Below are 11,557 nucleotides of genomic sequence, written 5' to 3'. Positions count from 1 at the left end.
CATCATGAAACCGTTACTCTCATTAAGTACGCGCAGTACCATAGGCATGCTGAGCATGTTGACTTTATCCGTTGGACTGGTTACTCCAGGCTATTCTAATGGTTTGTCGGATGCGTATTTCTCCGATAAGAACCCTCAACTGACACCACAGGAACGCGCGGCCATCGATCTGGCCAAGAAATGGCAAGCAGTCAATCCTAACGGTACAAAGCCGGTTGCAGGGCCGGATGGATCCATTCGTTTTCTGTTTGGCTCGCAACAACCCAGCATCGTCTGTGCAGTATTGCAGGTATGCGATATCGAATTGCAGCCGGGTGAGCAGGTTAATTCCATCCACCTGGGTGACCAGGCACGCTGGTTGATTGAACCAGCAGTGACCGGCCAAGGTTCTGCTGAGGTGCAACATCTGATTGTAAAACCATTGGATGTGGGGCTTGAAACATCCTTGGTAGTGACGACCAACCGGCGCACGTATCACATGCGTCTTCGGTCTCACCGTCGTGATTTCATGCCGAGAGTCAGTTTTACTTATCCGGAAGATGCGCTGATTAAATGGGATGCGATTAGAGATAAAGAAAGCCATGTTATGGGAATCAGGAAATCGCGCACCCTTCCTGAAACCGGAGAATATCTGGGCAATCTGGATTTTGCGTATGCAGTGTCTGGCGATGCTACCTGGAAGCCGCTGCGTGTCTATAACGACGGTCAAAAAACCATCATACAAATGCCTGCCATCATGGCACAGACTGAAGCACCGACTTTGCTACTACTGAACAAAGAAGGCGGTATTTTTAGTGAAGATGAAACCGTTATGGTGAATTACCGCTTGCAGGGTGATCGCTATATTGTGGATACCGTGTTTGATCGTGCGATTCTGATTGCCGGTGTAGGCGGCAATCAAAGCCGGGTGACGATTACGCGGGGGAATTGATGATGAATAAAATGATCACCGCATCCAACGCTGTTTTTATCCTCATGCTGGTTTTATTGCTATTGAATGGTTGTGCTACGCACCCCTATGGCAATTTTATTCAGAATCCTTCAATCGAAACCAGCAAAGTCATGGCCGATGATGTGGCGGCCCAAATAGTGCGGCTGTACCCGGCGGCCAATACGCAGTTCAATCTGCGCCATGTGATTAATGATCCGTTTGGTCATGCCTTGATCGAGAACCTGAGACTGGCAGGGTTTGCAGTTCAGGAAGTCATTCAGCAACCAATCTTTGCTGCGCCGAATCAACCTGATACTGAGTCGCAAAAAGGCCTGGCCTTGAGTTACATCATTGACCAATCGGGGGATTTGTATCATGTCAAACTCATGATTGACGATATGCGCTTATCGCGCGCATTCAGTGTGCAAGGCGATAGTACCCATCCTGCCGGTCTTTGGGTCAGAAAAGAATAAGGGGGTGAGGGTGATATGTCAACCAATTCTAAACTCCTGTCACCGGATTCATCTCCAGATGTAGTTGCCAAAAACGTTGGGGTGCGGCGCGTCAATAATCTTCCGATCGTCATTTTCGGTGCGATTATGCTGATATTCATGTTGCTCATGATGATCGTCGCCATGAATCGGGCAGCTGAACGCGGTCAATACGATTTTGATGGTAATCATGATACTCAGTCGAGCAATTCTTTTGCCTCACTGATTGCCAAAGACTATATCGGAGGCATTATCGAACCCAAAACTCAGACTAAAACTTCTGATTTAACCGAAAAAGCACCCCTACATGGAATCATCATTGAGCGGCCATCAGATCTGGATCGGCCGCCTCTGCCGCCCTCTATGGATACTGTCGATCCATCGCTTCACGCTGATATTGCCCATATTCGGATGCTGAAACGCCAGCAACTGGAAGAGGCGATCAAGGCTAAAACCAATGTGAATGTCATTGCGCCCAGAAGTACGGGATCATCACCGGATTTAGCCAATGCCGGTGCACCTAAAACACGTGATGAAATGCTGGCAAAATTGGCATCGGTGCGTCAACAGATTGATTCAAACCTGCGTGAAGATCCAACGGCTGCGTATCATGCGCGCCTGGCGCAGTTGCGGCAGGATGGAGCCGGAGGAACGGGAGCGGGTAGAAGTGATGAATCCATGGACGATGGCGCCCCTCGATTGCTGGATGACGAGTCCGGTACACGGGATAGGGATTATTCGCGCTTTGATTCAGCAGAAGGAGAAGCACGCTGGAAATTGAATAGCGAAGTGCAAAAGCCCGCATCGCCTTATGTCCTGCAAACAGGGTTTGTCATACCGGCAACTCTGATATCCGGTATCAATTCGAGTCTGCCGGGGCAGATCATGGCACAGGTCAGCCAACATATTTATGATTCCCCCATTGGTAAATGGCGTTTGATTCCACAAGGATCAAGATTAGTGGGTACGTATTCCAGTGAAGTGGAATTCGGTCAGGCACGAGTGCTGGTTGCCTGGCAACGCATCATTTTTCCAGATGGTAAAACTATGGATATTGGTGCCATGCCGGGCGCTGACGGGGTGGGTTACGCAGGTTTTAAGGATCTGGTCAATAACCATTATCTACGCATCTTTGGTTCAGCCCTGATCATGTCGGCTATTGTGGCCGGTGCCACGTACAGTCAACGTGATGCAGGTGGTGCGTTCGGGCGGCAAAATGCGGGCAGCATCATGAGTCAATCGCTCGGTCAGCAATTGGGGTTGGTAACCGCCAATCTCATTCGTAAAAACCTGAATATATCCCCAACGCTTGAAATCAGGCCTGGGTATCGCTTCAACATCATTGTGACCAAAGACATGAGGTTTTCCAAACCGTATCAATCATTTGATTATTAATAACAGGAGTGATCAAACATGATAAATAGCAAAAATCTAGCTGCTCAGTTGATCGTAATTCTGCTCGCACTGGGTAATGCCGGTTATTCATCGGTTATCAAAGCAGGCGGCCTTGCCGTCATTGATATAGCGAACATAAAACAAACCACAACGACCGCTATTGAGAATGTAGCGCAGACACTGAAGCAGATCGAGCAGTATCAGACACAATTGCAGCAATATGAAAACATGATCCGCAACACGCTGGCGCCACCAGCTTATGTTTGGGCGCAAGCGCAATATACGATGAACCGGTTGCTCTATCTGACCAATACCATACGCTATTATGAACAACAGTATGGAGGGCTGGATGGTTATATGCAGCGGTTTCGCAATGTTGAATATTATCGCAGTTCCCCGTGCTTTAGTTTGCAGGAAAAATGCAATGAAGGCGCCTGGAAACTCCTGAAGGATGGACAAAATACCAGCACCGATGCGCAGAAAAACGCCAATGATTCGCTCTTGCGGGGTTTAAGCGAACATCAGAATCAGATCCCGCTCGATGCAGCGCACCTGCAAGTCTTACAACAAAGAACCGAATCTGCCCAGGGACAAATGGAAGCTCTGCAATATGCCAACCAGCTGGCCGCGTACCAGGCAAACCAGTTACTGCAGATGCGCCAGATGCTGATTGCCCAGCATAATGCTGCCAATACGCAGAGTCAGGCCGAGGTGGATCAAAAGGCCATGCAGCAGGCTACGCGTGAGGCAGCAACCAAGCGATTGAGTCCTGAAATACTGCCAGTTGGTAGAAACTGGTCTGTGAAAGATGCCTTTTGAAACACCAACTCAAGGAGATACCGATGAAAAAAGGCTATTTGATTATTGCAGTGATCTACTCATTGTCTTTGTTGCTGCTGTCAGGGTGTTATAAGGATGGCGATGGCAAGCTTGAACTGAAGGAGCCTAAAAAGGAATTAAGTGAAATGCCGGAAAGAAAGAACTGGCTTGAAATGGATATTTCTGATCCTGATAAATTTAAGAAACAAATGGATGGTTCTGAGTAGCTAATTACATAGGCTCTAGACTAGCAGAAACAATCTGTTAGTCTAGAAAGATGTTAAGAAATAGCAAATTAAGTGATTATTCTGTTAAAAAAATAATTCAATGCTTATGCATTGATATACCAGCCAGCAAAACAGCGCTGCTATTAGGTAAAAATCGTAACACGATTAATATGATGGCATATACAGGCAAGTAATTTACCGCCATCAGACTGCCCTTAAAGACAAGTTGTTAGGCAGAGTGGAAGTTGATGAAAGCTATTTTGGTGCGAAACGGCATCGTGGTTATCACGGCAAACTCAAACGCGGTCGCGGTACATTAAAACAACCTGTATTCGGAGTGTTTGAGCGAGATGGCAGGGTATACACCGAAATAGTACCGGACTGTAAACGCTTGACCTTACAAGCGGTAATACTGGGTAAAGTGTCGATTGAAAGTGTCATTTATAGTGATGGCTGGCGTGGCTATAATGGTTTGGTAGATGTGGGATACTCCAAGCATTTTCGAGTATCGCACGGTGACAATGAATTTGCCCGTGATGGGCATTGCCACATTAACGGTATTGAATCGTTTTGGAGTTTTACCAAGCGACGATTGGCAAAGTTTAACGGCGTATCAGTTAACTTTGAGCTGCATTTGAAAGAATCTGAATGGCGCTGGAAAAAACAACCTGATGAACTTGCTACTGAACTATGGCAGCTCGTTAGATATTATTAACCTCTGATAGTCTAGAGCCTTACATATTATGGGAATAGCAAGATGCTTAAGAATCCAGGCGTAATTTTCCTTGTTTTTATTGTATCGTCAAGTTTCTCATCTGTTGTGTTTGCAGAGCTTGCTTACATTGATCCTGCTACGAATCAAAGTGTATTAGATCAGGTAATTCAGAAGTTTTTAGGAAAAGCCAAATCTTGGCAAGCGGTCATTCAAGGTGCTGCTGAGCGCTTGTTCTGGACGTTGGTGCTGATTTCCATGGTGTGGACATTTGGAGTGATGCTGTTGCGCAAAGCCGATATCGCGGATTTCTTTGCTGAGTTTACCCGTTTTATTATCTTCACCGGGTTTTACTTCTGGCTGCTGACTAATGCAGTGTCTGGACACAATATTGCGGGTACTATTATTGCCTCGATGCAGCAGTTAGGCGGTACTGCTGCTGGCCTACCTAGTGGTGCCAGTCATTCCAGTATTATGGATATAGGTGTTTTAATCTGGAATCAAGCAACGAGTAATCTTACAATACTGCAACCGGTCGATAGTCTGATTGCTGTCATCATATCGTTGATAGTTCTTATTGTTTTAGCGGTAATTGCAGTGAATATGCTGCTTTTGTTAATCTCATCCTGGGTGCTAATGTATGCGGGTATCTTCTTTTTGGGTTTTGGCGGCGCACGTTGGACATCCGACATCGCCATAAACTACTTTAAAACAGTTCTGGGTGTTGGTATTCAGCTATTTGTTATGCTCCTGATCGTTGGTATTGGTAGTGATCTGTTATCCAGTTTTTACGCCAAAATGGGTAAAAACGTTCTGAATTATGAAGAACTGGCGGTCATGCTGATTTTTACGATTGCATTTTTTGTGTTGATTTCCAGATTACCATCGTTACTTGCTGGCATTATAACGGGAAGCAGCATAGGCTCGAGCGCTGGAATTGGCAGTTATAGTGCAGGTAGTTTTATGGCAGCGGCCGGTACGGCAGCAGCCGTTGCGTCTTATGGCGGCACACTGGCAGCCGGTCGGCTGACAACAGCAAGAAGTGCGGGAATGGATGCTTTGCGGAGTGCAATTGAAAAAGGTCAGGCCCAGGAATCATCAGGTATGAACAATATTTCGCGAGGAGGGAGTAAATAATATAGGTAAGGCATTCAAGCGATTCGCTCCATGATGGATTTACCGCCGGATATGCAGGAAAGGATAGTGTGTTCAATCACTGCTGCCATCAAGTATGAAATACCAGCCAATATCATGCTGGCGATAGCCGAGAAAGAGAGTGGTAAACCGGGCCAATGGGTGCGTAACAGTAACGGTACTCACGATATTGGCTCGATGCAGTTTAATACTTTATTTCTTCAAGATTTATCGAAATATGGCATTACACCTGATCATGTGGAAAATCCGGGGTGTTATGCTTATGATCTGGCCGCATGGCGAGTGCGTTTACATATCAAAAATGATAAAGGCGACATCTGGACAAAAGCAGCCAATTATCATTCACGTACGCCAAAATATAATGCAAAGTATCGGGCTGATTTGATTACTAAGTCCGTCAAATGGGCAAACTGGCTAGAAGCTCGATTCCCTTCTTCAAATATCCCTAATTAGAGACCTTTGCAAAACTATCCACTTCTGCTGCAAATTCTTAAAAACCCAATTCAATGTTGAAATTCTGGGGAATTTTAGTGAATTTTTTGCAAAAACCAAGAGATAAAGACATTATTACGCCATTTCTTTGTTAGAAGACGCAACTAGCTTGTGGTTGTCGTGGTAGAAGCCTCTCAACATACAATCTTGGCAACCTTTTCAGGTTATAGGCCATAGCCTGCAGGATATGCCAGGCATGTGCTTTGGCTCGACCGTAGTAACGGAGGATCTTGCTACCAAACCAGCGTGTTTGACTGCCAAAGGTACGTTCCACGACATACCGGGCTTGTGTAATTAAACGATTGCGCTGTATTTGCCGCGCAGTCAACGGTTTGTTCTTCAAGGCTTTATCCTGAATGCCATTTTTGATGCCGCGCGATTTAAAGGCTTCACGATGTTTCTGACTACAGTAAGCTTTATCAGCATGAACCCGGGTACCTAGTACGATCCCGGCTTTATCGAGCAGTGTTAGCAGCAGCTTGCTGTCATGGCAATTAGCGGCCGTTGTTTCAACAGCCATCACCAAACCATTGTGATCAACCAGCGTGTGCTGTTTATAACCAAAAACCGATTGGCCGCCTTTTTTAACCCAACGCGCCTCAATATCGACACCAGGTTGAGTGACCGCGATGACCCGCATGGATGTTTGTGCGTCTGTTTCGTCATCACGCTCTTCGCGATCACTAACTACTTCATAGGCGGGCCGGGTCTTTGGCTTACGTGGACTAGGCGTGATGCTGGCGTCAACGTGACATCCAGTGGCTACAGTAACATTGAGCAGCTGAATTTGGTGATTGATTTGCCCCAATAAACCATCCCACGCTGCGGCTATCGTCAAACGGGTTCTGAAACGCGACAGCACAGAATGATCCGGTACTTCATCTTCAAGTGACAATCCCAGAAATCGCATCACGTGCAAATTAGAATTAGCCATTTCTTCAACCGCTTCATCACTTAAACCACCATTCCAGATTCCCACTAACAGCATTTTGAAAAGCAGCAACCCAGGATAGGCAGGACGTCCTGTTATGTCCGATAGTGGTGCATAATGAACTGAGATCGCCTTCTCTATCGAGTCCCAGTCTATCAATTCATCGATTTGCTTCAAGAAATTCCCTTTGCGGGTTCGGCGGGTTACATCATATTCAGAAAAACTCATTGGATTAGTCCAACACCATGATTCAAAAATAAATTATATCATCTCGCGCAGCTAAATCTGCTCTTGACCGTGCAAAGGTCTCAATTAGTAAGAATTCTTTTCCAAAATAGACCTGACTCAGAGGTACTGAGACCATTGCAGAATGCCGTAAAATTATAATTCCGGTGTGATTCCGGATTAATTTGTCAGAGACCAATTATTTTTTAACGGTTTCTCCGCAAATGAATGAGGAATATTTACACACAACCGGCCGTATCTAAGGGGGAGCAATATTCCTAGGTTTGTATGATCATTCGACGGTCGACAAAAAGTCTGGGTAACCATAAAATTATTATTGGACGGTTTTTTTTCCTAAACGCATGCTTTTCAGCTTTGAAATAAAGAATCCGGTCAAAATCACTCCAAAAACTCCTCCCGCCACATCAATAAAAAAGTCGCCCAGCAACGCTGTCCGTCCTTTGATATACAGTTGTGCGAATTCAGTACCTGCGGCCAGCATAAGAATAATCGTTACTGTCTGAAGGATTGATTCCTTTCTCATCGTTATGCAGAGAATTGCACCAAATAAGAAAAAAAAGCACAGATGCCAGACCTTGGATAAATTCCACGGGATAGCGGATTTGAATGATCCGCTATCCAGCAGGATTTTGACTTCGGTCAATACTTGATTTTTCATATCGCCCGGTATGGCAGTGCCCGCAATGATAAAGATGAAAATGGAAATTAATAGTAAGCGGCTGAAGAGATTCATTTCGCTAACAAAAAGAAATGAACCGGCAAACAGCAGGAAATAAGCGCTCCATGCGATCAGAATGAAGCTTTTCGCCCATCGATAAGCTTCATTTTCATGTACCGGGTAAACATGAATATTCTGAAATTGCAACGACCCGCTGGATTGACTGAGTTGCGCAAGCAGCCAGATTTTTTCAGTATCCGGTGCAATGGTGAAAGTTTTGCGGTAATTTTTCCAGTCATGACTTCCAGTCAGGTCCACTGCAGAGTGCGGCAGATCCCAGCGGTTTTTTTTTCCATCATTTTGCGCCAATAGCAATCTTCCCGCGTTCCAGGATTGCTTGCCCGTTTTCACGCTATCGCATTTCACATCGGCGGAAACCAATAAAACAGTGCCGGGATTTACCATCCGGAGATCCAGGTGCGCGCTGGCGCCAATTCTTGCATCGCTGGAAAAAAGGGTTAAGCCCTTTTCTGTATAATCAACCCGGCTGTTTTCCGTTGACCGGAATTTCCAGTTTCCGGTCAAAAGATCAGGACCGATTTGCAGATACTGGTCAAACTGGTGATAGCACACCAATGTGGCAATGGCAAGCAGGATGAAAAGAAAACAGTGTGTTTTAAATAAAGGCATACAGTGAACCGCTGCGCATGACAGGCTGGAAAAAATTACGCAGCTATTGAATTCAGGAAAATTGATCGAACACATTTTTCCTCGCATCGGATGGCTCAAGGAAACTTTGAAAGACTACTTCACTTGGCCATTCTGCGTTGAAATCAGGTTCAAGATGTTTATTTACCACTTGTAAAGTAAGCTTTTTAACTTTATTTGCCTTGCCTGACTATCGCTAGCTAGCTTTTTCAGGGCATCCTTAGATGGAGATAATTTTCTACTTGGACCAGGGAAATTTGAATCCACTATGAGAAGGTTTGGCGGGGTCTTGATCTAGCCGTTCGCCAACTTCGACAGATGATCCCAGTTCTTTTTCTGGAACTGGGGCAGTTTGTTCAACTATGGGTTCTCCAGATTTGATTACTTGTTGAGGTTCCAAGATGTTATTTAATTGCTTGATTAATTGGCTGACAGCATCAAAATTTAATGCAACACGGCATGTCATTTTTGCATCAATGATATTTGGAATATTTTCTCCTGAAGCGAGCATTCGATTCAAAGATGCAATCAGTTGAATATCGAGATATCCAAAATCAAGCATTACGATTTCTTTACTTCCTAAAGCTGAGGTAACATTCGAATAGATCGGTTGGATTGAGTTATCCATTTGTTTTATCCGTATGTTAATTTTTTTCAGTTGTTGGTTTGATACATCATTGTTTTTATCTTTTAATGTATTATTGTCAGGCATTTTTATCTCTTACTTTGATTAGAAACCTCAGTTCAAGAAATAATTCAACATATTTTTAAGCGGGAATGCCGTTATTTTTTATTTCAATAACTTGGGTGTAATAAAAATCGATCATTAAGATTCACATTAATCAAGTGGCAAATTTAAATTCTTTTGTTTTAAGAATTTCTACAAACTGATTTTTCGGTAATGGCTTACTATATAAATAGCCTTGCATCCAATAGCAACCATGCTTTCTCAAGTAATTCGATTGATAAAATGTTTCCACACCCTCTGCTATCAGATTAAGCTTAAGTTCATGCGCGATTGAAATAATAGCCGACAAAATCGGCAAACTGATATTGTCCTCTTTAATTTCCCGGACAAACGATTGATCGAGCTTAATGGTATCAATTGGGAAATGCTTAAGATAATTTAAAGAAGAATAACCTGTTCCAAAATCATCAATAGCAATTTTGACACCCAGTTTTCTCAGTTGCCACAACTGATCAATTATGTGCTTAGAATTAAAAATATTGAAATTTTCCAGAATCTCGATCTCTATCTGTTCGGGACGAACGCTATAATGCTTCATAGCTGCTGTTAATTGAGCAACAAAATCCAGGCGTTCCAGATAAGTGGGGGATATGTTGATAGAAATCTGGTCTATGTAGTAATTCATCGAATTCCAGTCGTGCAACGTCTGCATTACGTCATTAATTACCCATTCGGTAATTGGTATGATAAATCCGCTATCTTCAATATAATCAATGAACGCTCCTGCAGTTAACAAGCCTCTCTCGGGATGATTCCAGCGAATTAAAGCTTCCGCGCCAACCACCTGACAACTAACGGCATTGACTTGCGGTTGGTAGTACATTTCAAATTCGTTTTTATCCAGTGCAGCACTGAGATCTTGATTGACGATCATTTTTACATTCGAGTGATTTAACATTGAATTGTTGAAGAAACGATAGCCGTTTTTGCCTTTGGCTTTTAAATCTTGCATAGCCAAGTCCGCTTTTGTTAACAACTCATCAACTGTTTCACCATCTTGGGGATAACAAGCAACACCGATACTGGCAGATATCTTTATTTTTTTATTGCCTAGATGAAACGGTTCTCTAAAGCTTATAAGTAGACTCTCAGTGAAGCATGCGGTATCTTGTTGATTATTAATTCCTTCTAATAAAAGAACAAATTCATCCCCCCCCATCCTCATTAACGTATCGGTTTGTTTAATGTAACGTTGAATTCGATTGGCTACCTGCCGCAAAAGCTCATCGCCCTTTTCTAGACCATATGAATCATTGATTAATTTAAATTGATCCAAGTCAATTATCATCAACACCAAGCTTGTTTCATTTTGAATAGCTTGTAATTTAGCGAAGTCAAATTCTTTAAGAAAAGAGTATTTGTTTGGTAAGCCCGTTAGGATATCGCAATTCTCATGGTAATGATTCGTGCCATTTGTTCCTTTCATATCTACAATTTTATTAATAATTCCAAAGGAGCCTAAGTATTTATTTTCTTCGATTTTTTCATACTCTGAATAAATGCCAATCGAGCTGCAAGAAACACATAAGCTTGTTTTGATAGTTGTTGTGCTTTCATATTGATCGGGAAGCTTTCGTTTGAGACGGAATTCAACATTGTAGGAAGCGCGCTCACTAATTCTTCGCTCTAAAAAAACATGGCGCGCCATTGACAAATCTGCTTCATCAACCAGTTGCGAAAAATGCATTCCAATTAAATTCTTGGCTCTATAGCCGAGAATTTCATAAACTTGTTCACTAACAAATACAAATTTTCCTTCTTTATCGAGTATAAAAATAAAACTTGCCAATGAATTTATCAAAAAGCTATAAAAATCATTAAATTTTCTCAGTAATCTTGCATCATAACAATCTTCCAGTGTTATATTTCTTGTGCGATTGTTCTGATTAGTAGATTCTTCAAGTGTCTCAATTTCTTCTAAAATCTTAAAAATTGCTCTTGAATCTGATGAGATTGTACGCATCTTTAGAAATAGTAAACTATGTCGAATTTTTCCTAGTTGAAGTCGCAAATAAAAACTGAGAGTCAACTTTATTTGGGCTAA

At 43.2% G+C, this 11,557-nt stretch carries 11 protein-coding genes and 1 pseudogene; 8 read left to right on the top strand and 4 right to left on the bottom strand.

From position 1 onward, the window contains the following. Window positions 1–4: 4 nt before the first annotated feature. The 8 genes and pseudogenes from trbG to R2103_RS11885 all read left to right on the top strand — a co-directional run bounded on the left by trbG (window position 5) and on the right by R2103_RS11885 (window position 6,183). On the top strand, window positions 5–931 hold the full coding sequence (gene trbG / locus R2103_RS11920; RefSeq protein WP_317531613.1) for a P-type conjugative transfer protein TrbG: 927 nt from the start codon (window positions 5–7) through the stop codon (window positions 929–931). Between the two features lie 2 nt (window positions 932–933). Then, a complete protein-coding gene (locus R2103_RS11915) occupies window positions 934–1,404 on the top strand; it encodes a conjugal transfer protein TrbH (protein WP_317531612.1) in 471 nt (156 codons plus the stop codon). Window positions 1,405–1,419: 15 nt separating this feature from the next. Next, window positions 1,420–2,817 (top strand): TrbI/VirB10 family protein, encoded by a 1,398-nt coding sequence (locus tag R2103_RS11910; protein WP_317531611.1) that lies wholly within the window; start codon window positions 1,420–1,422, stop codon window positions 2,815–2,817. Window positions 2,818–2,835: 18 nt separating this feature from the next. Further along, window positions 2,836–3,636 carry a P-type conjugative transfer protein TrbJ gene (trbJ, locus tag R2103_RS11905; RefSeq protein ID WP_317531610.1) on the top strand — a complete coding sequence of 267 codons (801 nt, stop codon included), beginning with the start codon at window positions 2,836–2,838 and terminating at the stop codon, window positions 3,634–3,636. 23 nt (window positions 3,637–3,659) lie between these two features. After that, window positions 3,660–3,863 carry a hypothetical protein gene (locus R2103_RS11900; protein ID WP_317531609.1) on the top strand — a complete coding sequence of 68 codons (204 nt, stop codon included), beginning with the start codon at window positions 3,660–3,662 and terminating at the stop codon, window positions 3,861–3,863. 50 nt (window positions 3,864–3,913) lie between these two features. Further along, window positions 3,914–4,578 (top strand): annotated as a pseudogene (locus tag R2103_RS11895) (IS1595 family transposase). A 42-nt stretch (window positions 4,579–4,620) separates the two neighbouring features. Further along, window positions 4,621–5,712 (top strand): P-type conjugative transfer protein TrbL, encoded by a 1,092-nt coding sequence (trbL, locus tag R2103_RS11890; protein ID WP_317531608.1) that lies wholly within the window; start codon window positions 4,621–4,623, stop codon window positions 5,710–5,712. Between the two features lie 30 nt (window positions 5,713–5,742). Then, entirely contained in the window at window positions 5,743–6,183 is a 441-nt protein-coding gene (locus R2103_RS11885) for a transglycosylase SLT domain-containing protein (RefSeq protein WP_317531607.1), read from the top strand. A 130-nt stretch (window positions 6,184–6,313) separates the two neighbouring features. Here R2103_RS11885 and R2103_RS11880 read toward each other — a convergent pair whose 3' ends face one another. From R2103_RS11880 to R2103_RS11865, 4 genes are all read right to left on the bottom strand, one after another. Continuing rightward, a complete protein-coding gene (locus R2103_RS11880) occupies window positions 6,314–7,381 on the bottom strand; it encodes an IS5 family transposase (protein ID WP_317531606.1) in 1,068 nt (355 codons plus the stop codon). A 331-nt stretch (window positions 7,382–7,712) separates the two neighbouring features. Then, window positions 7,713–8,747 carry a VanZ family protein gene (locus tag R2103_RS11875; RefSeq protein ID WP_317531605.1) on the bottom strand — a complete coding sequence of 345 codons (1,035 nt, stop codon included), beginning with the start codon at window positions 8,745–8,747 and terminating at the stop codon, window positions 7,713–7,715. Window positions 8,748–9,003: 256 nt separating this feature from the next. Beyond that, on the bottom strand, window positions 9,004–9,477 hold the full coding sequence (locus tag R2103_RS11870; RefSeq protein ID WP_317531604.1) for a hypothetical protein: 474 nt from the start codon (window positions 9,475–9,477) through the stop codon (window positions 9,004–9,006). Window positions 9,478–9,607: 130 nt separating this feature from the next. Continuing rightward, window positions 9,608–11,476 (bottom strand): bifunctional diguanylate cyclase/phosphodiesterase, encoded by a 1,869-nt coding sequence (locus tag R2103_RS11865; protein ID WP_317531603.1) that lies wholly within the window; start codon window positions 11,474–11,476, stop codon window positions 9,608–9,610. Between the last annotated feature and the right edge of the window lie 81 nt (window positions 11,477–11,557).

Source organism: Nitrosomonas sp. Is24 (assembly GCF_033063335.1).
Classification (GTDB): Bacteria; Pseudomonadota; Gammaproteobacteria; order Burkholderiales; family Nitrosomonadaceae; genus Nitrosomonas.
This window is presented reverse-complemented; position numbering and strand designations above follow the sequence as displayed.

What these genes read in the sequence shown, in the direction of transcription:
- R2103_RS11915 (WP_317531612.1), top strand. Translation starts at nt 934, where the DNA reads ATGAATAAAATGATCACCGCATCCAACGCTGTTTTTATCCTCATGCTG.
- R2103_RS11870 (WP_317531604.1), bottom strand. Translation starts at nt 9,477, where the DNA reads ATGCCTGACAATAATACATTAAAAGATAAAAACAATGATGTATCAAAC.
- trbL (WP_317531608.1), top strand. Translation starts at nt 4,621, where the DNA reads ATGCTTAAGAATCCAGGCGTAATTTTCCTTGTTTTTATTGTATCGTCA.
- R2103_RS11865 (WP_317531603.1), bottom strand. Translation starts at nt 11,476, where the DNA reads ATGCGTACAATCTCATCAGATTCAAGAGCAATTTTTAAGATTTTAGAA.
- R2103_RS11875 (WP_317531605.1), bottom strand. Translation starts at nt 8,747, where the DNA reads ATGCCTTTATTTAAAACACACTGTTTTCTTTTCATCCTGCTTGCCATT.
- R2103_RS11880 (WP_317531606.1), bottom strand. Translation starts at nt 7,381, where the DNA reads ATGAGTTTTTCTGAATATGATGTAACCCGCCGAACCCGCAAAGGGAAT.
- trbJ (WP_317531610.1), top strand. Translation starts at nt 2,836, where the DNA reads ATGATAAATAGCAAAAATCTAGCTGCTCAGTTGATCGTAATTCTGCTC.
- trbG (WP_317531613.1), top strand. Translation starts at nt 5, where the DNA reads ATGAAACCGTTACTCTCATTAAGTACGCGCAGTACCATAGGCATGCTG.
- R2103_RS11910 (WP_317531611.1), top strand. Translation starts at nt 1,420, where the DNA reads ATGTCAACCAATTCTAAACTCCTGTCACCGGATTCATCTCCAGATGTA.
- R2103_RS11885 (WP_317531607.1), top strand. Translation starts at nt 5,743, where the DNA reads ATGATGGATTTACCGCCGGATATGCAGGAAAGGATAGTGTGTTCAATC.
- R2103_RS11900 (WP_317531609.1), top strand. Translation starts at nt 3,660, where the DNA reads ATGAAAAAAGGCTATTTGATTATTGCAGTGATCTACTCATTGTCTTTG.